23 protein-coding genes and 1 pseudogene are annotated in these 23227 nt (G+C 70.1%); 12 read left to right on the top strand and 12 right to left on the bottom strand.

The annotated features are described in order from the left end of the window. Positions 1-707: 707 nt before the first annotated feature. On the bottom strand, positions 708-1565 hold the full coding sequence (locus IO30_RS0132905; RefSeq protein ID WP_037895844.1) for a S1 family peptidase: 858 nt from the start codon (positions 1563-1565) through the stop codon (positions 708-710). Continuing rightward, positions 1562-1873, bottom strand: coding sequence for a CU044_2847 family protein (locus IO30_RS0132900; RefSeq protein WP_031149171.1), 312 nt, complete (start codon positions 1871-1873; stop codon positions 1562-1564). The genes IO30_RS0132905 and IO30_RS0132900 overlap by 4 nt, the downstream gene beginning before the upstream one ends. A gap of 1043 nt (positions 1874-2916) precedes the next feature. On the opposite strand from IO30_RS0132900, the pseudogene IO30_RS44055 reads away from it, so the two are divergent. Beyond that, positions 2917-3102 (top strand): annotated as a pseudogene (locus IO30_RS44055) (CorA family divalent cation transporter); the annotation flags it as partial. Between the two features lie 751 nt (positions 3103-3853). On the opposite strand, the gene IO30_RS0132890 reads toward IO30_RS44055, so the two are convergent. The 3 genes from IO30_RS0132890 to IO30_RS0132880 are packed head-to-tail and all read right to left on the bottom strand — an operon-like array spanning position 3854 to position 7520. Beyond that, on the bottom strand, positions 3854-4903 hold the full coding sequence (locus IO30_RS0132890; RefSeq protein WP_031149167.1) for an ABC transporter ATP-binding protein: 1050 nt from the start codon (positions 4901-4903) through the stop codon (positions 3854-3856). Then, complete coding sequence (locus IO30_RS0132885; RefSeq protein WP_031149165.1) at positions 4900-6495, bottom strand: ABC transporter permease; 1596 nt, start codon at positions 6493-6495, stop codon at positions 4900-4902. The genes IO30_RS0132890 and IO30_RS0132885 overlap by 4 nt, the downstream gene beginning before the upstream one ends. A gap of 5 nt (positions 6496-6500) precedes the next feature. Then, complete coding sequence (locus IO30_RS0132880; RefSeq protein ID WP_031149163.1) at positions 6501-7520, bottom strand: iron ABC transporter substrate-binding protein; 1020 nt, start codon at positions 7518-7520, stop codon at positions 6501-6503. 216 nt (positions 7521-7736) lie between these two features. Between IO30_RS0132880 and IO30_RS0132875 the strand changes: the two genes are divergently transcribed. Further along, positions 7737-10370 (top strand): AMP-binding protein, encoded by a 2634-nt coding sequence (locus IO30_RS0132875; RefSeq protein WP_051902749.1) that lies wholly within the window; start codon positions 7737-7739, stop codon positions 10368-10370. A gap of 337 nt (positions 10371-10707) precedes the next feature. Here IO30_RS0132875 and IO30_RS0132870 read toward each other — a convergent pair whose 3' ends face one another. Both IO30_RS0132870 and IO30_RS46520 read right to left on the bottom strand, forming a co-directional pair. Beyond that, positions 10708-11385 (bottom strand): Lsr2 family DNA-binding protein, encoded by a 678-nt coding sequence (locus tag IO30_RS0132870; RefSeq protein WP_031149159.1) that lies wholly within the window; start codon positions 11383-11385, stop codon positions 10708-10710. Further along, positions 11364-11618, bottom strand: a complete 255-nt coding sequence (locus IO30_RS46520) for a hypothetical protein (RefSeq protein ID WP_031149157.1) — start codon at positions 11616-11618, stop codon at positions 11364-11366. Before IO30_RS46520 ends, IO30_RS0132870 begins: the two co-directional genes overlap by 22 nt. Positions 11619-12128: 510 nt before the next feature. Between IO30_RS46520 and IO30_RS0132860 the strand changes: the two genes are divergently transcribed. Next, complete coding sequence (locus IO30_RS0132860; protein WP_031149155.1) at positions 12129-12659, top strand: hypothetical protein; 531 nt, start codon at positions 12129-12131, stop codon at positions 12657-12659. A 556-nt stretch (positions 12660-13215) separates the two neighbouring features. On the opposite strand, the gene IO30_RS0132850 is transcribed toward IO30_RS0132860, so the two are convergent. From IO30_RS0132850 to IO30_RS0132835, 4 genes are all read right to left on the bottom strand, one after another. Continuing rightward, complete coding sequence (locus IO30_RS0132850; RefSeq protein ID WP_157853428.1) at positions 13216-13713, bottom strand: hypothetical protein; 498 nt, start codon at positions 13711-13713, stop codon at positions 13216-13218. A 222-nt stretch (positions 13714-13935) separates the two neighbouring features. Then, entirely contained in the window at positions 13936-14439 is a 504-nt protein-coding gene (locus IO30_RS0132845) for a hypothetical protein (RefSeq protein ID WP_031149152.1), read from the bottom strand. A gap of 237 nt (positions 14440-14676) precedes the next feature. Continuing rightward, complete coding sequence (locus IO30_RS0132840; RefSeq protein WP_051859202.1) at positions 14677-16209, bottom strand: APC family permease; 1533 nt, start codon at positions 16207-16209, stop codon at positions 14677-14679. 116 nt (positions 16210-16325) lie between these two features. Then, complete coding sequence (locus IO30_RS0132835) at positions 16326-17039, bottom strand: TetR/AcrR family transcriptional regulator (RefSeq protein WP_031149148.1); 714 nt, start codon at positions 17037-17039, stop codon at positions 16326-16328. A gap of 122 nt (positions 17040-17161) precedes the next feature. Here IO30_RS0132835 and IO30_RS0132830 point away from each other — a divergent pair, with 122 nt between their 5' ends. The 9 genes from IO30_RS0132830 (at position 17162) to rpsR (ending at position 22554) form a co-directional block, all read left to right on the top strand. Further along, positions 17162-18427, top strand: coding sequence for a saccharopine dehydrogenase family protein (locus tag IO30_RS0132830; protein WP_051902747.1), 1266 nt, complete (start codon positions 17162-17164; stop codon positions 18425-18427). Positions 18428-18560: 133 nt separating this feature from the next. Beyond that, positions 18561-18797, top strand: a complete 237-nt coding sequence (rpmB, locus tag IO30_RS0132825) for a 50S ribosomal protein L28 (protein ID WP_031149144.1) — start codon at positions 18561-18563, stop codon at positions 18795-18797. Further along, complete coding sequence (gene rpsN, locus IO30_RS0132820) at positions 18797-19102, top strand: 30S ribosomal protein S14 (protein ID WP_031149142.1); 306 nt, start codon at positions 18797-18799, stop codon at positions 19100-19102. Before rpmB ends, rpsN begins: the two co-directional genes overlap by 1 nt. Before the next feature lie 173 nt (positions 19103-19275). Further along, positions 19276-19446, top strand: a complete 171-nt coding sequence (gene rpmF / locus IO30_RS0132815) for a 50S ribosomal protein L32 (RefSeq protein ID WP_031149140.1) — start codon at positions 19276-19278, stop codon at positions 19444-19446. A 4-nt stretch (positions 19447-19450) separates the two neighbouring features. Next, a complete protein-coding gene (locus IO30_RS0132810) occupies positions 19451-20629 on the top strand; it encodes a GTP-binding protein (RefSeq protein ID WP_031149138.1) in 1179 nt (392 codons plus the stop codon). Between the two features lie 64 nt (positions 20630-20693). After that, on the top strand, positions 20694-20858 hold the full coding sequence (rpmG, locus tag IO30_RS0132805; RefSeq protein ID WP_031149136.1) for a 50S ribosomal protein L33: 165 nt from the start codon (positions 20694-20696) through the stop codon (positions 20856-20858). Between the two features lie 30 nt (positions 20859-20888). Continuing rightward, positions 20889-21137 (top strand): type B 50S ribosomal protein L31, encoded by a 249-nt coding sequence (locus IO30_RS0132800; protein WP_031149134.1) that lies wholly within the window; start codon positions 20889-20891, stop codon positions 21135-21137. Between the two features lie 26 nt (positions 21138-21163). Continuing rightward, on the top strand, positions 21164-22276 hold the full coding sequence (locus IO30_RS0132795; RefSeq protein ID WP_051902776.1) for a CobW family GTP-binding protein: 1113 nt from the start codon (positions 21164-21166) through the stop codon (positions 22274-22276). A gap of 41 nt (positions 22277-22317) precedes the next feature. Further along, on the top strand, positions 22318-22554 hold the full coding sequence (gene rpsR, locus IO30_RS0132790; protein ID WP_031149130.1) for a 30S ribosomal protein S18: 237 nt from the start codon (positions 22318-22320) through the stop codon (positions 22552-22554). Between the two features lie 124 nt (positions 22555-22678). Here rpsR and IO30_RS0132785 read toward each other — a convergent pair whose 3' ends face one another. Then, on the bottom strand, positions 22679-23164 hold the full coding sequence (locus tag IO30_RS0132785) for a VOC family protein (RefSeq protein WP_031149128.1): 486 nt from the start codon (positions 23162-23164) through the stop codon (positions 22679-22681). Between the last annotated feature and the right edge of the window lie 63 nt (positions 23165-23227).

Raw genomic sequence — 23227 nt, 5'->3', positions numbered from 1 at the left:
GTCATTGACAGCTTTGGCCGACTCGAACTCGGCCCGCGCCAGGGTGATCAGCGCCGCCAGGCCCTTCGGGTGATCGCCGCCGAGAAGACGGGTGAGCTGCCGGGCCGTCTCGGCGATCGCGTCCACCCAGCGGTCCGCGTCCTCGTGCCGTCGTTCCAGTCGCGCAACCGCGGCCAGTACCGACTCGGTCAGCAACCGCACGTCGAGACCATCCTCGGACTGCTCACCCCGGGGCAGGAGCTGAAGGGCCTGCCCGGCTGTCTGGCCGGCTCCAGCCGACGCGCCCTGGCGTAGCTTGATCGCCGCGACATTGGCCAGTGTGCGTGCCGCCTCCAGAGACGATCTGGTCCCGCCCGGCCGGGGGAAAACCACCATGGTCGACAGCAAGGCGGCCGCGGCGGTGAGCTCGCCGCGGTCCGCCAGCGCGACCGCGAGGTTGTTGCGGCCCTCGTGGGAGAGGTCGGCGGACGCAGGATCCAGGAAGATCCGTCCCACCACGTGCTCGATCAGCCGGTGTGACTCCTCCAGCAGGTCGAGCGTGTCGAGCAGGGCGGCAAGATAGCCGAGGTCCCTGCCGAACTGGGGACGGTGCAGCGGCGGCGGTTGGGTGCGCAGCTCGGCGACGGCGGCCTGGGCGAGCCGCCTGGCCGCGAGGTCACCGCGCAGGGCCCGCTCGGCGTGGGTGGCGGCTTCCTGCCAGGCAGTGGTCATGCCTCACCCCCAGGTGACTGCCGCTCGATGAACGTCTTCGCGGTGAGGAACTTGAGCTCGCTGCTCTGCGAGGCGTCCAGCACCCCGCGCTGTGTCCACTTCTCTATCTGGTCGAGCAGCAGATCCGTGACGGCGGCCGCCGCCCCCAGCCCCGTACCGCTCTCACCGCGCTCCTCCACACGGCAGTGAACGTGGTGCCGAACGGCTTGCTCCGGTGCGGGCTTGGCCGGGCGCAGTACGTCGATCAGGTGCTCCACGTCGAACTGGTCGAAGCGGCGCATCGCTTCACCGATGGTCGCGGCGAAGAGCACATTGGCGGCACGGTGCGACTCCGCCCGGTCCGGTGCCTGCTCCAGGAGGATGCCCACGATCAACGGCTCCCGATCCTCGGGCAGGCCTTTGACCACCGGGCCTCCTGAGTATCCCGAGTAGTCGCCCAGGTGTTGGTGTGTCGTCAGCTGCAGGGCCTCGATGACCGCTCCGCCCTCGCACGGATACTCGGCGGATCCGCTGTCGACCTGTCCCCGAAGATGCACCTCGGCAGCCGCGGGCCGGTACGGTCCGTGCCAGTCGTCACCGCCGTGCGCGACACCAGCACGAGGGATGGGCAATCGGACCTCGAAGGCGGCCGAGACCGTGATCAGCGCGAGGTCCGCCTCCTTGTCCTGGCGGCAGACCTGCCCCGCCAGCCGCGAGCCGTCCGCCAAGACGATGTCCACGCGCTCGTCGGGCGATGTCAGGCCGCGCAAGCAGTGCAGCGCCGTCAGGACGTAGCGGGGGGTCAGCAGGAATCCGCCGCCGAGGCGCTGCCGGTCCTGGAACAGCTCCACCCAGTAGCTCGCGCCGCCGATCATTCGGATTCCGGAGCCCGCTCCACGGTCAAGGTGACCTCGAACGACGCCTCGGCCGATGCCTTGGACAGGATGACTCCGGCTTCCGCCGCCAGGGTCAGCCCGAAGGTCACCTCCATGCCGGAAACCTGCCAGCCGTTGTGCCGTGGCACCCTGGCGAGTGACTGCTGGGCGATGGTGGAGGCCTCGACTATCGCCTGCTCCAATTCCTCGGCACGCTCTCCGAGGGCAGCGCTGGTACGCGTTCTGCTGGCGATCTGGCGGCTGCCTGACGCATCGACAGCGACCGTTTCGACCCTGACTTCGGGCATGAGAGTGCGTTCCCGTCTCTAGGTGCTCAAAGTGCAGCGGCGCCCCGCCCCCGTCAAGAAGCCTAGCCAGACCGGTGCCGAGAGGCGACGGAATCACGTACAAGATCTAGAACTGCCGTACGGATCCGGCCACGCCTGATCCAAGGGACACAGCCCGGCGAGACCGCCGTCGCCCTCGCGGGCACGGAGGGCCACGGCCCTTCGGGACTGACCACACTGGAACTCACCATCATCGAAGCAGCGGTCAGATGGAAGTAACCGGACCGGCAGCCCATCCGGCGACAGCACCGCCGTACTCATCATCCGCCGAGGGGGATGCCGACGGCACGGCACCTCGTACCCGACCTCCTCGGCGGCCGGTCTACTTCCCCCACCACGACCGGCTGGCCCTCGCCAACCATCCCCCACCCGCAGACCGGAGGTTGTGGGTAACCCGCGCCAGCACAGCGTCTCAACCTGACGACTTTCGCACCTGCCGAACAGTTCGATCAAGCGCTGCAAGCCCGGGAAGAGTTTGCTACGGGACTCCGGTGATATCGAGGCGAAGACGCCTACCTCGTCCAAGCCAGATCTGGTCTGGAGGGGTACTCTTCCCCCCAATCGGTGGTGCCGGAGAACCCTGCAACTGGACTACGTTCCATTACTCGACCCTGCCACCGCACTGCAGCAAGTCCTCGGGAACACCCGGCCGGCGCGCCGCTCATCGCGTCCGGTAGGGACCGTACGAGAGGCGTGCATCAGCGTCACACCGCGCTCCCCTCCGCCCCCAGTGAACGCAATGGCCATCACTGCACCGATCGCCTCCACTACGTTGCGTAGCCCATCCCTACACCTGGATCGGGCCCGCGGCCAGCGGCGATCCACCTTCCCGGGCGGTCGCGGCTGGGGGGAATCTGGGGAGAATAGAACCCCGTTGGGGAGCGGCTGGGGAGGATCGGCCGTACAAACGGGCAGCACCGTGAAAGGGTCGGAAAGACGGATCATCGCAGGTCGAACTGCCTACGCAGCCGATATTCGCAGGTCAGCGGCGTGAGGGTGACGACTTCAAGAAGATCTCCTCCTGGGCCGCCATCCTCTTCGCCCCCACCCTGGTAGGCACGATCTACGGCATGAACTTCGAGTCCATGCCTGAGTTGGGTTGGAGCTTCGGATACCCCCTTGCGATCTGCCTCATGGGGATGGTTTGCATCAGTTTGTACGTGATTTTCAAGCGGCGGGACTGGCTCTGAGCCCCTCGTATCCCGCTCAGTCGTCCTTCGCACTTCGCTCTCGCGACACTCACAGGACGGCCCAGAAGCGGCCGTGGGGGGAATGTGGGGCGAATCGACTGGCAGCCAGCTGGTGCCTCGCGTCCGCAGCAACGGGCCCGTCCGAGTGCGCGTGGCTGCGGCCTGGAACTGCTGGCGGCCGAGCACGGCCCGGACCAGACAGAGGCGACGGCAGGACTGAAAGCAATCGCCGCAGTCAGCCACGACCTCCGTACGCCGCTCGCCTCGATCAAGGTCTCGCGGTCGGGGCGCCTCATCGTCCTGCAGAAGCCATGCTCTCGGCCCCCTCCTTGTCGGCCGCCTTCCTGCCCGCCGACCGGTGGCGGGCAGAGTGGCTCCGGATTGGCCCGAGTCTGTCTCCAGGTGCCGCAGGGGTGCTCCGGGTGGCGGGCCTCGCGGATTTCCGGCCGCCCGCTGGACGGGGACCGGGCCGTGAGTGTGCCTCCGGGGGGCCCGTCCAGGACGGAGTACGGGATGCCAGACGTACTGCCCGGAGCACAGCAGGCGCAGTGCTTGAGTCCGACGTTTCAGAGCCGCGGCACCTGTGCAGGGCCGTGCTCTACGGCGGGGCCCGAAGCCTTCTCGGCTACCTCACCGAGGTGCCCCGCCGGCCCCAACCTGGAATCCTCCAAGCGGTAGCCGGACCTGGTAATGCGCCTCGTGGCTGTAGGTCCGCACACCAGTCACGATGCACACCTCGGATACGGGCACATCACACGGCGGCGGAGTGCAGAGTCGCCTTCCCCACTACCTCGATCCCTGTGCGCTCGCCGGGGCGTGCGGCGGCAGGGGCGGGGACTCGGACGTCGATGGGCTGGTCGAGGCCGTCCACCGCAACCGCGACCATGGCGTCGTGGCCGTAGAAGCGGACGTCAGTCACCGTGCCACGGGCTTCGGCCCCATCCGGGTCGGTCAGTCGGAGCTGCTCGGGCCGGAGCAGCACCACGCCGTCGCGGACCCCGCGGGACCGATCCGTCAGCGGGATACGGCCGAGCGCGGTGGCCGCCACGCCTTGGTCCGCGGTGCCGGTGACGAGGACCGCGTCACCGACGAATGCGGCCACCCAAGGGTCCGCGGGACGGCTGTACACCTCGTGCGGCGTGGCGCACTGGGCAACGCGGCCGTCCCGGACGACGGCGACGAGGTCGGCCGTGGAGAGGGCTTCCTGCTGGTCGTGGGTGACGAGCAGGGCGGTGGCTCCGGTGGCGCGCAGGGCTGCGCGCACGTCGGCCCGTACGCCGGTGCGCAGGGCGGCGTCGAGGGCGTTGAACGGCTCGTCGAGGAGGACCAGGGCGGGCTGCGGTGCCAGAGCCCGGGCCAGGGCGATGCGCTGCTGCTGGCCGCCGGACAGCTCGTGCGGCATGCGGTCGCCGTAGCCGGCCAGTCCGACGAGTTCGAGCATCTCTTCCGTGCGCCGGTGCCGGGTGGACCGGTCGAGGGTGGTCAGGCCGAAGGCGACGTTGCGGGCCACGCTCAGGTGTGGGAAGAGCGCGCCCTCCTGGGGCACGATGCCGATGCGGCGGCGTTCGGGCGGAAGGTGGACCCCGGGGCCGCTGAGCGCGCGTCCGTCGAGGGTGACGGTGCCCGCGTCGGCGCGCAGGAAGCCCGCGATGATGCGCAGCAGCGTGGTCTTGCCGCAGCCCGAGGGACCGAGGACCGCGGTCAGCGCGCCGCCGGGGACCGTGAGGTCGAGGCCGTCGAGGACCGGCGCCGCACCGGGGCCGTACGCCTTGGCCAGTCCGGCGATCTGCAGGTCGGTCATGTGCGGTGCCTTCCGAGGAGATAAGACGGGATGGCGGCCAGCAGGATCAGCGCAGCGGCGTAGGGCGCGGCGGCGGCGAAGGAGCCGGTGCCGGTCTCCGTCCACAGGCGGGTGGCCAGGGTGTCCATTCCCGTGGGGCGCAGCAGGAGGGTGGCGGGGAGTTCCTTCATGCACACGACGAAGGTGAGCGCGGCTCCGGCGGCGACCCCGGGGGCGGCCAGCGGCACGGTCACCTCGCGCAGCACGCGCAGCGGGGAGCGGCCCAGCGAGCGGGCCACGTCCTCCAGGACGGGCGGGGACTGGAGCACGGCCGCGCGGGTCCCCGCGACGGCGACGGGCAGGAAGAGCACGGCGTACGCGCAGACCAGCAGCGGGAGTTCCTGGTAGACCGGTTCGGCGTAGCGGACCGCGAAGAAGACCAGGGACAGGGCCACCGTGATGCCCGGGAGCGCGTGCCCGGCGTAGGCCGACTGCTCCAGCAGTCGGGCGGTCCGGCCGCGGTACCGCGCGGCGATCACTCCGACCGGGAGGGCGAGCAGGGTGGTGAGCGCGGCTCCCGCGGCGGCGACGCCGAGGGTGGTGGCGGCGGTGTCGAGGAGCGTGGCCGGGTCCCAGGTCGCGGAGTTGCCGACGGCCAGCCAGTACCCGAGCGTCGCCAGCGGGGTGAGGACGGCGATGCCGGTGACCGCCGCGCACCAGGCCAGCGCGGGCACCCGCCAGCGGCCCAGCGCGGCGGGAACGGCGGGGCGGGCGGTGCCGCCGCCCGTTCTCGCGTGGCCGGCCCGGCCGCGGGTCCGCGCCTCGGCGGCGACCAGGGCGATCGTCATCACCACGAGGACGATGCTGAGGGCGGCGGCCGGGGTGCGGTCGAAGCTGGCCCGGTAGGAGGTGTAGATGCCGCGCGTGAAGGTGTCGTACCGCATCAGCGACACGGCGCCGAAGTCGGAGAACACGTACAGCGCCACGAGGACCGCCCCGCCGGCGGCGGCGGGCCGCACCTGCGGCAGCGTCACCCGCAGGAACGTCTTGAGCGGGCCGTGGCCGAGGGAGCGGGCTACCTCCCCCTGCGCCGGGTCGGTGCCGCGCAGGGCGGCGGTGACGGGCAGGTAGACGTACGGGAAGCTCACCAACGTCAGCGCGAGGGCCGACCCGGTGAAGCCGGCCAGCTCCGGGAAGGCGGACAGCCAGGCGAAGGCGGCGACGTAGCTCGGCACGGCCAGCGGCAGGGTCACCAGCACGGACCAGGCCCGGGCGCCGGGCAGGTCGGTGCGTACGGTCAGCCAAGCCAGGGAGACGCCCAGGACCAGGCAGGCCGAGACGACCACGACGGCCAGTCCGAGGCTGCGGCCTAGCAGTTGGGCGGTGCGCTCGTCGGCGATGACGTCCCAGGCGAAGGCCGGGCCGCGCTCCAGGGAGCGGACGGCGAGGTATCCGAGGGGCAGCAGGGCGAACACCGCGGCGACGGCCGCGGGAACGAGCAGGATGGCGGGTGGCCGGCGGCCGGCACGCCACCGCCCGCTCCGCGCGGTGGCGCCGTCCGGGCGGTGGGCAGTGGCGGGATCCGTCGGCGTGACGGGATCCGTGGAGGGCATGAGGGTCAGACCATCCCGGCTTCTTGGAGCATCTTCAGGGTCTCCTGAAGCGATTCCAGCTTCCCGAGGTCGATCTTCGGTGCGTCCAGGGAGGCCAGCGGCGGAAGGCCCTTGACCGTGCTGGTCACGCCCGAGGCCAGCGGGTACTCCTTGGTGTCCTCGGCGAAGTACTTCTGCGCCTTCTCCGAGAGCAGGAAGTCAACGGCCTTCTGGGCGACCGGCGCCTGGTCGGTTCCCTTGACGACGGCGACACCGGCGGTGTTGACGAGGCCACCCGCGTCACCACCGGGGAGGAAGTGGATCTTCGCCTTGACCTTCGCCTCGCCCTTCTCGGCGACCTGCTCGTACCAGTAGTAGTGGTTGACCAGCCCGAGCGAGACCTCGCCCTTGCCGACCGCCTCCAGCACCTTGAGGTTGTTGTCGTACACCTTCGGCTCGTTGGCCTTCAGGCCCTTCAGCCAGGTGCGGGTGGCGTCGTCGCCCTCCAGGACGCGCATGCCGGTGACGAAGGCCTGGAAGGAGGCGTTCGTCGGGACGTAGCCGACCTTCCCCTTCCACTCCGGCTTGACCAGATCGTGAACGGTGTCCGGGACCTTGGAGACCTGTCCCGGGTTGTACGCGAGGACGCGGACCCGCCCGGAGGTGCCCACCCAGTCGCCCGCGCCACCGCGGAAGCCGGGGTCCACCTTGTCGAGGGACGCCTGCGGAAGCTTCTCCAGCATGCCCTTGGTGGACAGGGCCCCGAGGGCGCCGGCGTCCTGGGAGAAGAACAGCCCGGCCTTGGTCTTGCCGCCCTCTTCCTGGATCTGGGCGGCGAGTTCGGCGCTCTCGCCGTAGCGGACGGCGACCGTGGTGCCGACGGCCTTCTCCAGCTCGTCCAGGAGCGGCTTGACCAGCTTCTCGTTGCGGCCCGAGTAGATGACGAGCCCTGCGTCGTCCTCGTCGACGCCGCAGCCTGCGACGGCGGGGAGGAGGAGTGCCGCCGCGAAGAGCGCGGTCAGGCGTCGGACCAAGGGGCGTCGCATGGGAAGCCTTCCTACAAGGGCAGCGGAGAACCGGGTATCGCCCCATAAGTAAGGTAAAGCTAACCTAAAGGTCAAGGGTGATGCACGCAACAGTTCGACCGCGCCCACCCATCGGCGGAGCCGACCCTACCGCTTATTTTTCTATGGATCTTCCATGAGTCATCTGTGACTTTCCTGTGACTATCGGGCGAGGTAAGGCATTCCTAAGATGCGCCCGTGACAGTCCTTCCCGGCCTACTCCCAGGCACCGCGTCCGTCCCGTTCGCCCTCGGCCTCGCCGCCCACGGCGACCGGACCGCCGTCATCACGGCCGACGGCACGTTCAGCTATGCCGAGTTGGCCGTACGCGTGGACAGGACGGCCCGCCGCCTCGGCCGGGAACGCCGCCTGGTCCTGCTGGTCGGTACCAACACCGTCGACGCCCTCGTCGTCCACCTCGCCGCCCTCGCGGCCGGGCACCCCGTCCTCCTGGTACCGGGCGACCACCCCGAAGCCGTCCAGTCCTTGATCGACGCGTACGACCCGGACGTCGTGGCCCGCCCCGAGGGCGAGGACATGCTGCTCGACGAGCGGCGCGAGGTCTCGGCACACGACCTGCACCCGGACCTCGCCCTGCTGCTCAGCACCTCGGGCTCGACCGGATCACCGAAGCTCGTCCGGCTGTCGCACGAGAACCTCCAGACCAACGCGGAGTCCATCGCCCAGTACCTGGACATCCGGGACACCGACCGCGCCGCGACCACCCTGCCCCTGCACTACTGCTACGGCCTGTCCGTCGTGCACAGCCACCTCCTGCGCGGCGCCGGACTGATCCTGACCGACCTGTCGGTCGCCGACACCTGCTTCTGGGAGCTCTTCAAAGCCGCGCGGGGGACGGCCCTCGCCGGGGTTCCCTACACCTTCGACCTGCTCGACCGGGTCGGCTTCGCCGCCATGGAACTGCCCCACCTGCGCTACGTCACCCAGGCGGGCGGGCGCCTGGCACCCGACCAGGTCCGCCGCTACGCCGCACTCGGCCGCGCAGCCGGCTGGAAGCTCTTCGTGATGTACGGCCAGACCGAGGCGACGGCCCGCATGGCCTACCTGCCGCCGCACCTCGCGGAATCCCGCCCCGAGGCGGCAGGGATCCCCATCCCCGGCGGCTCCTTCCGCCTTCGGCCGCTACCCGACAGCGCCGACGGCCCTGACGGCACCGACGGCACCGACGGCACCGACGACGACACCGGCGAACTGGTCTACTCCGGCCCCAACGTCATGCTCGGCTATGCCCGTTCCCCCGGCGACCTCGCGCTGGGCCGGACCGTGCACGAACTCCGCACCGGCGACATCGCGCGCCGCTCGCCCGACGGGCTGTACGAGATCGTCGGCCGGAGCAGCCGGTTCGCGAAGATCCTCGGCCTGCGCATCGACCCCGGGCAGGTCGAGGCGATGCTCGCCCGGCACGGCGTCAGCGCCCTGTGCACCGGCGACGACGAGGCACTGCGCATCGCGGCCGTCGGCGGCCACGACCGGGACGCCCGCCGGATAGCCCGGCGCGTGGCCCACGACTGCAGTCTGCCGGCCCGCGCCGTGCATGTCCGCGTCCTGGCCGCCCTCCCCCGCCTCCCCTCGGGCAAGCCCGACTACCGGGCCGTGCGCAACCTGACCCGTCAGGCGCCCGACAGCACCACTGACACCACCACCCGCCCCGCGGCCACGCCGGACGGCGCCCCCGAACCCCTGCACCTGCTCTACGCACGGGTCCTCGACCGCTCGGACGTGACGGACGACAGCTCCTTCGTCAGCCTGGGCGGCGATTCGCTCTCGTACGTGGAGATGTCGATCCAGCTCGAAGAGCGGCTCGGTCACCTGCCGGCCGGCTGGCACACGACACCGATCCGGGACCTCAGGCCGCCCGAGCACGCGGACACCTCCCGCAGGCGGACCCTGGAGACGAGCGTCGCGCTCCGCGCCCTGGCCATCTTCTGCATCGTCGGCTCGCACATCCAGGTGTTCGGCATCAAGGGCGGGGCGCACATCCTGCTCGCGGTCGCCGGATACAACTTCGCCCGCTTCCACCTCACTTCTGCCGAACGGCGCGTACGCGTACGCCGGGGCTGGACCAGCCTCGCCCGCGTCGCGCTGCCGAGCATGGCCTGGATCGGCCTGATCCTGCTCCTCAACGACGACTACACGCTCGCCAATCTCTTCCTGCTCGACAGCGTCATGGGCCCCGCCGACCTCAAGACCGGTATGCACTTCTGGTTCATCGAGGCCCTCGTCTACATCCTGATCGCCGCCGTCGGCCTCCTGGGCCTGCCCGCAGCCGACCGGGCGGAGCGCCGGTTCCCGTACGCCCTGCCCCTGGCCCTCGCCGGCCTGGGACTCCTCACCCGGTACGACCTCGTCGGCCTGCCGGAGCGCGAGCACATCCCCGACGCCGTCACCGTCTTCTGGCTGTTCGCCCTCGGCTGGGCCGCCGCCAAGGCCGCCACCGTGCGACAACGCCTCCTGGTCACCCTCGCGGCCCTGGCCACCGTGCCGGGCTTCTTCCCCGGCGACCCCGGGCGCGAGGCGATTATCGTCGCCGGATTCGTGCTCCTGGTGTGGGTGCCCAGCCTCCCCAGCTGGGAGCGCCTGAACCAACTGGCCGGCCTCCTCGCGACCAGCTCCCTGTACATCTACCTGACCCACTGGCAAATCTTCCCGCTCATCGACGGGTTCTCCCGGCACCTGGCGTTCTTGGCCTCGCTCCTCTTCGGCATCGCCTACGCGGCCGGCGCCGCCCGCCTGATGCGAGGACTGTCGGCACGCAGAGGGGCTCGCGCCTCGGCGGACTCTGCTGGGGGGAATCTGGGGGGAATCGGCTGACGATCCAGGTCTTGCGTCTGCGGCTTCGGCTTCGGCTTCGGCTTCGGCTTCGGCCCAGTCCCACTTCCTGGTCAACATCTCACCGTCGCCCTTGCTGACGCCCCTCGGCGCCTGATCCGAGGGGAACCGGCCGCTGGTGCCAGGACTCCGCCAATGCCGTGGGCAAGAGGCTGCGGGCCCTGAGGAAGCAGTGGAATGCCTCGAACAAACCTCACCTCGGCACGCTGGGCCGACAGTCCAGTGGATTGACGACTCCCATGGCCCGGCCGGCTTTGCCGCACGCTCCCCTACCCGCCGGTAATCCTCAGTTGCGGCTGGACTCCCGTATACGACCCGATCAGACCGGGTCGGCTCGCTCCCAGGCATCCCGGACATCGGCGGGGATACGGCCGTGGGGGCGTACTTGGTAGCCATTCGCACGTGCCCATTCTCGGATGCTGTCAGTGCTGACCGCGGGTCTGGCCGCAGGCTCGGGGTAGTCGATGGCGGGCGCCGTGGAGGGGGCGAAGGTGATGGGAGGGTCGAGGAGGTCCTTCGGGAACTGCGGGACGGATGTTTCTCCGCTCAGGACCGATGCGAGAAAGGCAGTGAGGGTGCCGTCGTAGGTGTACCAGAGGGGGCCGCGGGCTTCGTTGACAGCGATGCGCCAGCTGTCGGGGGCGTCTTGGGGATCAGTGATCCAGAACAGATACTCGCCATTGGAGGTGACCCCGATGGCGAACAAGTGCTGAGGATCGTAAGGGACGGGGTGGGTGCCCTGGTCGTAGTCACGCTGGAGATGCCCGCGGATTCGTGAGGGCATGGGTCCGGTGAGGTTGACCCAGGGTGTGTTCGCCCGTGGGTGGTAGACGTTGATGTAGTCGCTGTAGAGCCCTGGCCCGTAGGTGGCCGCGAGCTGTTTGTAGTCCTCGGGGAGGCGCACGCCGAGCTCCGCTTCCACGGTGCTCCAGTCGATCGGGAGCTGCGGTGCGGCCGGCGGCGGGCAGAGTTGGGTCAACACAGTGAGGTCGGCCATTGGATTCCTTGCTGGCGGCGGATCACTTGGGCGACGGCGTCGGGATTGAGCCGGCTCGTTCCCATGTGGAAGCCATCCTTGCCGTTGGCCTCCAGCTGGATCCACTTCGGCACGGGGTCTGCTCTGTTGTCGGGGTAGTCAAGGTAGACGCCGTACTGGGCAGTCTGCCCGGGGACGTTGTTGGCCGAGTCCCCGAAAACCGCGTTGTAGCCCCTCTGTTCGTCATCCCGCATATCGGGGGCATTCGTTGGGTCCTGGGTGATCGTGAAGAAATTGTCCAGGATGTCGCGGGAGCCCCCAGCATCCGCGCGAGCATGTGGCCGCGACCCTGGTTGTGGTCAACGCCGTGAACGAAGCCGGGCGGCCGAAGAGAGTTCCGCGCGTGGGTACCCTCGTCGAGCAAGTCCCGCGTGATCGTGGCGTGCAATTCGTAGACGCGACCGTGTTCGTCACGGACGAAGACGACTCGCCCGCCCCATGTCGGATGTGCCTCGCAGCCGGCCAGACCCAGGGGGTCCCACAGAGTGAAAGGGTTGCGGACGTAGCCGTAGTGGTTGGGTCACGGTGGGAGACCCAGCGGGTCGGGACCGATGTACCGCCCTGTGGTCGGGTCGTAGTACCGCCCACGCCGGGTGCTCCCCCGCACCTTGGGGCGGCCATCCCGCACCGCCGATCAGCTTCGACGGCACGCGGTTGCGGGCCCGTGGGGCGTCGATGTCCGACCCCCTGTCTAGCCTGTCTCCGTGAAGCCCACCGATGACCGCCAGTTCCCCGCCGCGCTCGCCTCTGCGATGGCCGTTCGATTCGACTACGCCGACGGGAAGGACGGGGTCGACTTCGAGCCCTTCCCGGCCTTCATGTCGGCTGCCGAGACCACCGACTGGTTCCAGGCGTGGACCGGGAACAGTGAACTGGACGGCGACGACTTCCGCGTGTTCGGACAGGACGGCACGGGCGGGTACGCGGCGATCTGGCTCATCCGCCCGGGCCGACCGCTGGCCGAGCAGCCCGTGGTGTTCCTCGGCTCCGAGGGCGAGACCGGTGTCGTCGCGCGCGACCTGGGCGACTTCCTGTGGCTGCTGGCCGACGGCTTCGGCCCCTGGGAAGCCGCCACGTCCTACGAGCCGGACTGGCAGGCGCGGCCCAATCCGGAGCTGGCAGCCATCGCCGAAGGATTCGCACCGCACCAGCGCCGGCCGGCGGCAGCCGTGATCGAGCTGGCCGCCCAGGAGTTCCCCGACTTCGACGACACCATCATGCAGCTCTGCCGCTGATCCCAACACCGTCTTCTGCACGACCGGCCGGGATCACTGGACAGATCCTCGATCGGACGCGAGTGATCACCGCCGACCTCACCGCTTCGGCACGGTCCCCACGACGGGGAAATGGGGGCTGCTCACCGGGGAGCTCACGAAGCTCTTCCTGTTCTTCACGCAGACCCGGTTCCGGGACGGGCGGGGCTCACCTCCCGAGTTCTGGGCGGCCATGGTCACGGCTGGGGAACTGCTGGCGACCGAGGACGGCCCGGACCAGGCGGAGGTGACGGCGAGGCTGGAACATTCCCGGGCGCAGGCGGCTTCCTTCGGTACGGGATCTCAGATGCGGCCGTGAGAGGAGACCAGGGCCTCAGGTACATACTCGGACACCGTGCCGAGCGGCGTGTCAATGGCCTCGACTCCAGTCCGTCGGGCATGTCCTGCGAGAACCAACCGCCGAGGAACTGTCCCATTTCCCCGAAGCGGCGTGCCACTCCCAGCGGGTCTGGGGCGCGACCAGCGTGGGCACGTCTCCGGACTCCAAGGTGCAGAAACGGGTACGCCTGGGAGGCCCTCAGTCGATGGTGAAGCCCCAGAAGATGCCAACTTCCTTGGCAGAGACAGCGATTACGCCACAATCCATGACGTGGCTGGTGAAGCCCTCATAAGCACCCTCGCGACGCAACATATCGGCATGGGGATTCTCTCGCGCCGTCGCCGCATTGGTAAAGAACAGCGCGTCTTCTCCGAATCTTGCCAGGATCGTTCTCGCGTGCGAGGACAGCTCGGCCTCTCGCGCATCGAAGTTCGGAATGTCGTCTGTTTGGAACCACTCGCCCTGGAGAGTGACCAGGATGTGTTCGGAGCCCCTCCTGGACACAGGGAAGACCGTGCTGAAGTCTCCTGGCGTGAGAGCACTGAACGGGCTGTCCGGGCCGGTGCCGTAATCGCCCCCTCCCGGTGCCACGGCAACCTTCGACCAGCCACGCGGATCGTCCGTCCGCAGCTGCATGACGTCGAGGGCGTCCAGGCGCCAGTCATCGCGCCGCCGCGCCCCCACGGCCGCGAACATGCCTTCCCCGAAAAGGGCCCGCAGGGAACGGCTCCACGAGGTGGCATCAGTCCGAGTCATGGGGCTTACCTCGGTTCTCAACTTCAAGGAGATCTCCTCCAGGGCCGCCATCCTCTTCGCCCCCCTGGCGGGGGCGATATCCGGCATGGACTTCGAGGTCGCGCCGGAGCCGAAGCGGGGCGCCGGCTACCCCTTCGCGGCACTGCGGATGCCCCGTCGCCGTCACCTCGCACGTACGGGGGCCCAGAGGCTGACGCTCCATACGTCCCCGTGCCCTGCGTGGTAGCCCCGTTCCTCCTCGTCGTCGTCCACGACGAGGACGGAGACGTTGGATGCGGCCGCCCGGTATTCGAGGAAGCCTCCCTGGTCGGTCACCTTGAACTCCGGGGCTCTGGGGACGCGCGCGAGCGCATTCCGCACATCGTCCCAGGCCACGTAGCGGGGGAACCCGACTCCCATGGTCCGGGCCCATTCCTCCGCCATGTCGTAGCCGGACGCAAGTCGGTGCAACTCGATCGATCCGCCCGACATCACCCATTCCTCGCCGGGGTTGAAGTAGAACTCCACGAATCCGAGATCGCGGCGCAGTGAGGCGCCACCCTCGTCGACGACATCGACGAACCGGTGTGCGATGGCGCGGTCGACCTCTTCGAGGGTGGAGCCGATGCCGATCCCGTGCAGGCGTCCGGCCGCGATGAAGGAAGCGAGGAATTCGATTCCGGTCACGGCCAGTTCTCCAATGCGTCGATCAGGGCTTGCATTTCGGAGCGAACCGACGGGCGAGACTCACCGTTTCGCCCATCCTGCGGACGAGTCCGCGGCCGGCCGCGTCGCGCTCGAACGCGATCGTACGGCCAGATGCCGTGAGCTCGACGGGGCGGCCGGCCGGAGCGGCGGTGGGCGGCGGGCCGCCCTTCGCGATTCTGCTGGTGGCCGTGGTCTGCGTCAGCCTCTGCGTCGTCTTCAAGAAGCGCGACTGGCTCCGGACATGGCGGGTTCGGGTGCGGCCGGTCCCTCGGGCTCGTGCTTGGGGTCCGGGCAGACGGTCGGACGCTCGGTCCAGAACGTGCCGGACGCGGCGCGCCGGGCGAGCATCACCAGCACCCCCACGAGGCTCAGGCCGAGCGCGATGACCAGCGGCGGGCCGAGGCCGAACCACGAGGTACCGCCCGCGGAGTTGGCGGGGTCCGCCATGTCGGCGACCGCCTCCGCCAGCAGCCAGATCAGCAGCCCGGCACCCACCAGCGGGCCGACGCCGATCAGCAGGAACTCCCGTACCCCCGAGGTGATCCGGCGCCGGTGGTACACCGCGCAGGCGATGCCGGTGAGGGCGTAGTAGAAGGCGATCAGGAGGGAGAGCGCCGTCAGCGAGTCGGCGAGGGCGTTCTCGCTGATCCAGTGGATGAACAGGTACCAGGCCGTGCCCGTGCCGGCGACCCACCACGTGCTGACCGCGGGGGTTCGGTGGCGCGGGTGGATCCGGCCGAAGCGGCGCGGGAGCGCGTGCCTGCGCGCCATCGACAGCGCGGTACGGGAGGCCGGGATGATCGTGGTCTGGGTCGAGGCGAGTGCCGAGGTGGCGACGGCGACGAGGACGATCCAGTCCCAGCCGCCGAGGACCTCGCGGGCGAGGGAGGCGAAGACGGCCTCCTCGTCGTCGGCGTGCGAGGTGAGGTACCCGGTGCCGGCGTAGGCGACGACCGCGAAGGCCACGGACACGTAGGTGGCGAGCAGGACGACGGTCGACCAGATGCCGGCCCGGCCCGGAGTGGAGGAGGGGTCGGTCGTCTCCTCGCTGAGGTTGACGGCCGACTCCCAGCCCCAGTAGACGAAGACGCCCAGGAGCAGGCCACCGGTCAGGGCCGGGCCCCCGGCCCCGAACGGGTCGAGCCAGCCGGCCGCCGGCCGTACGGCGTCGAGGGAGCCGGTCCCCGCGTGGACCCGGTACAGGGCCACGGCGGCGAACACGAACAGGCAGAGGGTCTGCAGCAGGACGAGGACGTTCTGCAGGCGGGCCGCGGCCTGGGTGTCCCGCACGCACAGGGCTGCCATCGCCACGATCAGCAGCACGGTCAGGGTCTGGCGCACCAGGGTGTTGCCGGCCAGGTCGTCCAGGCCCGCGGCGAGCAGCCCGAAGTTCACGGCCACGTCGGCGAGCGAGCCCACCACCAGCACCCCGGTCATGGTGATCGCCCAGCCGCCGAGCCAGCCGGCGGTGGGGCCCAGGGCCCGGGTCACCCACGAGAAGGTCGTACCGCAGTCGGGATCGGACCGGTTCAGGTAGTAGAACGCGGAGGCGATCAGCACCATCGGGACGAAGGACGCGAGCATCACCCCGGGGGCGTGGACCCCGACGAGGGCGACGATCGGCCCGATCACGGCGGCCAGGGAGTACGCCGGAGAGGTGGCGTTCAGTCCGATGGCGAGGGCGTCGACGAACCCGATCGCGTTCGGTTTGAGCGTGGCGGCCGGCGTCCGCGGGGTGTCTTCGACCATGGTCCCTCGCTGGTGCAGTGTGTGGGGGTGGGTGAGTGTGAAGAGGAAACCCGCGCGCCGCACAGGGGGTCAATGGTGTTGGCATAAGCCGGCGAGCCGGCCGGGGCCTCGCCCGCTCAGGCGGCGGAGCCCCCGTCCGCCAGTTGGCGTTCGGCGCTCTCCAGCAGCATGTCCAGGGCGACCGGGTACGCGCTGTGGGGCATGCGCTCGGCCAGCAGTCCGGCGGTTGCCGCGATGTTCGGGTACGCGTCGGCCGGCAGCCGGGCGTACGTCGACTCCCACATCTCCTCGTCCGCCTCGCGCGCCTTCGCCGTCAGCGCGAGGGCGCCCGCGTCGAGCGCCGCGAAGGCCAGGCACTGGTCGACGTAGGCGTGGTAGATCCGCACCGCGTCCACGTCCGTGAACCCCGCGCCGCGAAGGCTCCCGAGGATCGCCTCGTCGGTGGCGATCTCCCGCGGCCGGCCGGTCACCCGGCTCGCGGTCAGCAGCGCGGCCTGCGGATGGGCGAGGTAGGCGCCGTGGATGCGCAGGCCCAAGGAGCGCAGGTCGGCTCGCCACCGCCCCGTTGCGACCCAGCCGGCCAGTGCCCGGCCGATCAGCTCCTCGCCGATGGCGAGCGTGAGCCCGTCCATGCCGTCGAAGTACCGGTACAGGGTGCTGGGGTCCGCCCCCAGTGCGGCGCCGAGGCGTCGGGCGGACAGGCCCGCACTCCCGTGCTCGCGCACCATCCGCAGCGCCGTCTCGACGATCAGCTGCTCGGAGAGCACCGTGCCCTGCCGGGTGGGACGCCGTCGTCTGCGCGCCTCCTCGGGGACCACGTCCTTCGCCATCGCCACGCTCCTCCGTGTCACCGTCCAGGTCGGCCCCCTTATGCCAACACCATTGACCTTAACTCGGAGCGCCCGGTTCCATCAGCCCGAGGCACCCGCCTCACCGAAAGAAGGACCTTGCCATGCGTGTACTGCTTGTGGGCGCCGGCGGTGTCGGTAGCGCGATCACCAAGATCGCCGCCCGCCGCGGCTTCTTCGACCGCTTCTTCGTCGCCGACTACGACCTGGCCCGGGCGGAGGCCGCGGTCGCGGCCCTGGGCGGCGAGGAAACACGGTTCAGCGCCTGCCGCGTCGACGCCTCGGACGAGGCGGCGGTCACCCGGCTACTCACCGAGCGCGGATGCGACGTCCTGATGAACGCCACCGATCCGCGCTTCGTGATGCCCCTGTTCAACGCCGCGCTCGCGGCGGGCAGCCACTACCTCGACATGGCCATGTCCCTCTCCCGCCCGCACCCCGACGATCCACACGCCACCTGCGGCGTGAAGCTCGGCGACGAACAGTTCGAACGGGCCGCCGAATGGGAGAAGGCGGGCCGCATCGCCCTCGTCGGCATGGGCGTCGAGCCCGGGCTCTCGGACGTCTTCGCCCGCTACGCGGCCGACGAACTCTTCGACGACATCGAGGAGATCGGCATCCGCGACGGCGCCGACCTGACCGTCGAGGGCTACGACTTCGCGCCGTCCTTCAACATCTGGACGACGATCGAGGAATGCCTGAACCCTCCCGTGGTGTACGAGCGGGAGCGCGGCTGGTTCACCACCGCCCCGTTCAGCGAGCCGGAGGTCTTCGACTTCCCCGAGGGCATCGGCCCCGTCGAGTGCGTCAACGTCGAGCACGAGGAGGTCCTCCTGATCCCGCGCTGGGTCGGAGCCCGCCGGGTCACCTTCAAGTACGGCCTCGGCGACGACTTCATCGGCAAGCTCAAGACCCTCCACGCGCTCGGCCTGGACTCCACCGCGCCGGTCACCGTCCGCGGGGAGGACGGCAGCCCGGTCCGCATCTCGCCGCGCGACGTGGTCGCCGCCTGCCTGCCGGACCCGGCGGCGCTCGGGGAGCGGATGACCGGAAAGACCTGCGCCGGGACCTGGGTCAAGGGCACGAAGGACGGCCTGCCCCGCGAGGTGTACCTGTACCACGTGGTCGACAACCAGTGGTCCATGCGCGAGTACGGCTCCCAGGCCGTCGTCTGGCAGACCGCCGTCAACCCGGTGGTGGCCCTCGAGCTCCTCGCCACCGGCGCGTGGTCGGGGCCCGGCGTCCTGGGCCCCGAAGCCCTGCCGCCGCGCCCCTTCCTCGACCTGCTCACCGCGTACGGCTCCCCCTGGGCCCTGCGCGAACAGGAGCCGTCCGCCACGTCCGGCGGCACCCCCGGCCGGCAGGACTGAGGACGGTCGCCGGGCACGCGTAGCCGGTCAGCCGGTGCTCGCCGAGGGGGGTGGAGCGTACCTGGGGGTCGCCGGTATTGGATATGGTTTCCATTACCAGTAAGCGACACCCAGAGAGAGGCGGGAATCACGCATGTCCGCACACTGCCAACTGACCGGCGCCGAGCCCGGGTTCGGCAACAACATCTCCCACTCGCACCGGCGCACGTCACGCCGCTTCGACCCGAACATCCAGCACAAGCGGTACTGGCTGCCCAGCGAGGGGCGCAATGTCCGCCTGACCTTGAGCACCAAGGCGATCAAGACGGTCGACGCCATCGGCATCGAGGCCGCCGTGGCCCGGATCCGGGCGCGCGGGGTGAAGGTCTGATGGCGAAGAAGAGCAAGATCGCCCGGAACGAGAAGCGCAAGGGCGTCGTCGAGCGGCACGCCGCACGGCGGGCCGCACTGAAGGAGATCATCCGGCGCCCTTCGTCCACCGAGGAGGAACGCAGGAGTGCACTTGCGGAGCTGCACCGGCAGCCGCGCGACGCCAGCGCCACCCGCGTACGCAATCGCGACAGCGTCGACGGCCGCCCCCGTGGCTACCTGCGCAAGTTCGGGCTCTCCCGCGTACGCGCCCGGCAGCAGGCACACGCCGGATTCCTCCCCGGCGTGACCAAGTCCTCCTGGTAGCCCCACGCGGACGACACTCCCCTGACGACGTACCCCGCCATGAGATCCGGTGGGGTACGTCTGCCATGCGTCGGCGCCGAGCTGCCGCCGGGCCACACTGCTCCTGATTGAAAATGGTCGTCATTTTCATGTAGCTTTTCCGTCGAACGTCCTCGACACCTCAGGAGACCCCGATGGCAGTCCCCAAACGGAAGATGTCCCGCAGCAACACCCGCCACCGCCGGGCCCAGTGGAAGGCCACGACCCCGCAGCTCGTACCGATCACGGTCGACGGCTCCGTGCACCAGGTCCCCCAGCGCCTGGTGAAGGCCTACGAGCGCGGCCTTCTGCGCCCCGAGGGCTGAGCGGATGACCGGCGCGAAGCCTGCGGCACTGCCCGTCACCGTCCTGTCGGGCTTCCTCGGGGCCGGCAAGACCACCCTGCTCAACCACGTACTCGGCAACCGCGAGGGCCTGCGGGTCGCCGTCATCGTCAACGACATGAGCGAGGTCAACATCGACGCGGCCCTCGTGCGCGGCGGAGGAGCGGCACTGTCGCGCACCGAGGAGCGGCTGGTCGAGATGACCAACGGGTGCATCTGCTGCACCCTGCGTGACGATCTGCTGGAGGAGGTCGACAGGCTGGCCCGCGAGGGGCGCTTCGACCACCTGCTCATCGAGTCGAGCGGGATCTCCGAGCCGATGCCGGTGGCGGCCACGTTCTCGTTCCCGCGCGAAGACGGCGCCACCCTGGGCGACCTGGCACGTCTCGACACGATGGTCACCGTCGTGGACGCGGCGAACTTCCTGCCGGAACTCGCCGACGGCGACGAGCTCACCGCCCGCGGGCTCGATCAGTACGAGGGCGACGAGCGCACCGTCAGCGATCTCCTCGTGGACCAGATCGAGTTCGCCGACGTCATCGTCCTCAACAAGCTCGATCTGGTCGGGCCGACCGACGTCGCCCGGCTCCGCGCGACGCTCTCGCGACTCAACCCGGAGGCAAGGATCGTCCCCGCTGTCCGCGGGCAGGTGGCTCTCGAACAGGTGCTGGGCACGGGCCTGTTCGATGTCGAGCGGGCCCAGCAGGCCCCGGGCTGGGTCAAGGAGCTGAACGGCGACCACGTCCCGGAGACCGAGGAGTACGGAATCTCCTCGCTCGTGTTCCGCTCCGGCCTGCCGTTCCACCCCGGCCGGCTGTGGACCTTCGTCACCAAGGGCCTCGACAGCGGGACGTTCGGACAGGTCCTGCGCTCCAAGGGCTTCTTCTGGCTGGCCAGCCGCCCCCGCGTGACCGGCCTCTGGTCCCAGGCCGGCGCCGTCGCCCGCTTCGAGCCCTCGGGCGCCCGCGGGCCGGACACCGCTCAGGGCCAGGAGCTCGTGTTCATCGGCACGGGCCTGCGGGCCGACTCACTGCGGGCCGCGCTCGAAGCCTGCCTGCTGTCCCCGGGCGAGGCCGTGCCCGCCGTGGACGACTTCCCGGACTGGGAGACGTACGGAATCGACGACGTCTGCGAGCACGAAGCCGCCACCCCCCAGGCGGCCTGAAGCTCCGCCCCAGGAGAGCCGGATCTCTTATTGAAAATGATTCCCATTTCCGTATACTGGTGTCATGGCACGCAACGAAGTTCGCCCCGTCATCAAGCTCCGCTCCACCGTCGGCACGGGCTACACCTACGTCACCCGCAAGAACCGGCGCAACGACCCGGACCGGATGGTGCTGCGCAAGTTCGACCCGGTCGTCCGCCGGCACGTCGACTTCCGCGAAGAGCGCTGAGCAAGCCCCTCCTCCAGAGAGAGCAACCCCATGAAGCCTGGAATCCACCCCGCCTACGGCCCCGTCGTCTTCCGCGACAAGGCCGCCGACTTCGCGTTCCTCACGCGCTCGACCGCCTCCAGTGACAAGACGGTCGAGTGGGAGGACGGCAACACCTATCCCGTCATCGACGTCGAGATCTCCTCGCAGAGCCACCCCTTCTACACCGGCACCGCGCGGGTCCTGGACACCGCCGGCCGCGTCGAGCGCTTCGAGCGCCGCTACGGAGGGCCCAAGTGACCCTCCCGGTCGTGATCGTCGGCGGCATGCACGCCGACGCACGCAAGGAGGCCGTCGAACACCTGCTGCGCGCCGTGCCGGGGAGTATCGCCCTGCACCACGACCTGTCCTCCGCCGCCGGCGGTGCGGTGCTCCGCACGCTGCGCGATTCCGGGGGCGCGATCTCCGCGGACGAGGCTCCGCTGGTCAACGACTGCGCCTGCTGCGCATTGCGCGAGGACCTCGTCCCCGAGCTGGAGCGACTGGCCGCCGGCGGGCTGACCCGCCTGGCCGTCGTGGAACTCTGGGACTCGGTCGAGCCCAGGGCCATGGCCGAGGTCGTAACCGCCCACGCCGGTGACGTACTGGAACTCACCAACGTGATCACCGCAGTCGACCCCGCGCTCGTCCTGCCCTGCCTCGGCAACGGAGACGACCTCAGCGAGGCCGGACTCGCCGCCGCGGCCACCGACCAGCGGACCGTCGGGGACACCTGGGCCCGTCAGCTCGAGTACGCGCCGGTCCTCGCGATCGCCGACAGCGAGGAGGCCGACGACGAGGACCGCGCCCTGCTCGCCCAGCTGCACCCGACCGCCCGCCAGGTGCCGACCGGCTCCAGCGAACTGACCCGCCTGGCGTTCGCGGGCTTCGACGTGGAGAGCGCCGCAGCCGCCCAGCACCCCGCTTGCGCGCTCCTCCCCCAGGAAGCCGACGAAGCCGGAGTCGCCACGCTCGTCTGGCAGCGCCGCCGGCCCTTCCACCCCGAGCGGCTCTACGCGGCCCTGGAGGACCTGACCTGCGCCGCCGCCCGCAGCCGCGGCCGGTTCTGGCTCGCGGACCGGCCGGACACCCTCTTGGCCTGGGACGCGGCAGGTGGCGCGCTGTGCGTGGAGAGCGTCGGCCCCTGGCTGGCTTCGCTCCCCGACGCCGCCTGGGACCTGGTCCCCGCCATGCGTCGGGCCGCGGCCTCCCTCGACTGGGACGCCGAACACGGCGACTGCTGCCAGCACCTCGTCTTCACCTCACCGGGCCTCGACCGCGACGGGATCGAACAGCTCCTGGACTCCTGCCTCCTGACCGAGTCCGAGTACAGGGCCGGGCGGGAAGCATGGAAGCAACTACCCGCCGCCTTCGGCCCGTTGCTCGATTCGGTTTCCTGACCCACGGCCCCCTTCACGCCCCACACACCTGAGGAACACCGATGGCCCGCCGCCCTTCCCCGAGCAAGCCGCCGACGTCCCGCCCCAACCCTCTGGACGCGGCAGGAATCACGTACATCGACTACAAGGACACCGACCTGCTCCGCAGGTTCATCTCCGACCGGGGCAAGATCCGCAGCCGCCGCGTCACCCGCGTCACCGCCCAGCAGCAGCGCCGGATCGCCCTGGCCGTCAAGAACGCCCGCGTGATGGCCCTGCTCCCCTACGCAGGCCGGTAGCCCGCGGCCCCGGCCCTGCGACCCCGCCCACGAGCCCCGGCCCCCCACAGGCCGGGGCTCTCCCACGACCGGGAACGGGCAGGGCTGCGGACCCTCCTTCAAGGGGTCGGTGCGGGCGGGTCCTTCACTCTCCGCCCGGCTCGGACCCCATGGCGCGCTCGGCTTCCTCGGAACGCCTCTCCATCTCGTCCGGCGGAACGTCCTCGATGTGCGTGGCGATGCTCCAGCGATGTCCGAAGGGGTCCTCGAACTGGCCGGTGCGGTCGCCGTAGAACTCGTCCCTGAGCGGCCGCAGCCCGGTGGCACCCCGGGCGAGGGCCGCGAGGAAGACCGCGTCGACGTCTTCGACGTACACGTGCAGGGTCACGGGTGTGCCGCCCACCGATTTCGGTGAGCGGAAGCCGATGTCGGGGTGCTCGTCCGCGAGCATGATGACCGAGCTTCCGAGCTCCAGCTCGGCGTGGCCGATCTTGCCGCCGGGTGCGGCCATCCTCATCCGCTCCCGTGCACCGAGTACGGAGACGTAGAAGTCGATCGCAGCCGCGGCGCCGTCGATACAGAGGTAGGGCGTGACGCGCGGATACCCCTCGGGAACGGGCTGGACGGTCACCGGCCACCCGCCTTTCCGGACCGGGGCGGCCCCGCCGGCCGCCATCTGCGACCAGAGATATCC

The sequence above is a fragment of the Streptomyces xanthophaeus genome (assembly GCF_000725805.1).
GTDB lineage: Bacteria > Actinomycetota > Actinomycetes > Streptomycetales > Streptomycetaceae > Streptomyces > Streptomyces xanthophaeus.
This window is presented reverse-complemented; position numbering and strand designations above follow the sequence as displayed.

Bases quoted from the DNA above. Each gene is read 5' to 3' on its own strand.
- rpmF (WP_031149140.1), top strand. From the start codon at position 19,276: ATGGCAGTCCCCAAACGGAAGATGTCCCGCAGCAACACCCGCCACCGC.
- IO30_RS0132810 (WP_031149138.1), top strand. From the start codon at position 19,451: ATGACCGGCGCGAAGCCTGCGGCACTGCCCGTCACCGTCCTGTCGGGC.
- rpsR (WP_031149130.1), top strand. From the start codon at position 22,318: ATGGCCCGCCGCCCTTCCCCGAGCAAGCCGCCGACGTCCCGCCCCAAC.
- IO30_RS0132905 (WP_037895844.1), bottom strand. From the start codon at position 1,565: ATGATCGGCGGCGCGAGCTACTGGGTGGAGCTGTTCCAGGACCGGCAG.
- IO30_RS0132890 (WP_031149167.1), bottom strand. From the start codon at position 4,903: ATGACCGACCTGCAGATCGCCGGACTGGCCAAGGCGTACGGCCCCGGT.
- rpmB (WP_031149144.1), top strand. From the start codon at position 18,561: ATGTCCGCACACTGCCAACTGACCGGCGCCGAGCCCGGGTTCGGCAAC.
- IO30_RS0132800 (WP_031149134.1), top strand. From the start codon at position 20,889: ATGAAGCCTGGAATCCACCCCGCCTACGGCCCCGTCGTCTTCCGCGAC.
- IO30_RS0132850 (WP_157853428.1), bottom strand. From the start codon at position 13,713: ATGTTCGCGGCCGTGGGGGCGCGGCGGCGCGATGACTGGCGCCTGGAC.
- IO30_RS0132840 (WP_051859202.1), bottom strand. From the start codon at position 16,209: ATGGTCGAAGACACCCCGCGGACGCCGGCCGCCACGCTCAAACCGAAC.
- IO30_RS46520 (WP_031149157.1), bottom strand. From the start codon at position 11,618: ATGCGGGATGACGAACAGAGGGGCTACAACGCGGTTTTCGGGGACTCG.
- rpmG (WP_031149136.1), top strand. From the start codon at position 20,694: ATGGCACGCAACGAAGTTCGCCCCGTCATCAAGCTCCGCTCCACCGTC.
- IO30_RS0132870 (WP_031149159.1), bottom strand. From the start codon at position 11,385: ATGGCCGACCTCACTGTGTTGACCCAACTCTGCCCGCCGCCGGCCGCA.
- IO30_RS0132880 (WP_031149163.1), bottom strand. From the start codon at position 7,520: ATGCGACGCCCCTTGGTCCGACGCCTGACCGCGCTCTTCGCGGCGGCA.
- IO30_RS0132795 (WP_051902776.1), top strand. From the start codon at position 21,164: ATGCACGCCGACGCACGCAAGGAGGCCGTCGAACACCTGCTGCGCGCC.
- IO30_RS0132885 (WP_031149165.1), bottom strand. From the start codon at position 6,495: ATGCCCTCCACGGATCCCGTCACGCCGACGGATCCCGCCACTGCCCAC.
- IO30_RS0132830 (WP_051902747.1), top strand. From the start codon at position 17,162: ATGCGTGTACTGCTTGTGGGCGCCGGCGGTGTCGGTAGCGCGATCACC.
- IO30_RS0132900 (WP_031149171.1), bottom strand. From the start codon at position 1,873: ATGCCCGAAGTCAGGGTCGAAACGGTCGCTGTCGATGCGTCAGGCAGC.
- IO30_RS0132835 (WP_031149148.1), bottom strand. From the start codon at position 17,039: ATGGCGAAGGACGTGGTCCCCGAGGAGGCGCGCAGACGACGGCGTCCC.
- rpsN (WP_031149142.1), top strand. From the start codon at position 18,797: ATGGCGAAGAAGAGCAAGATCGCCCGGAACGAGAAGCGCAAGGGCGTC.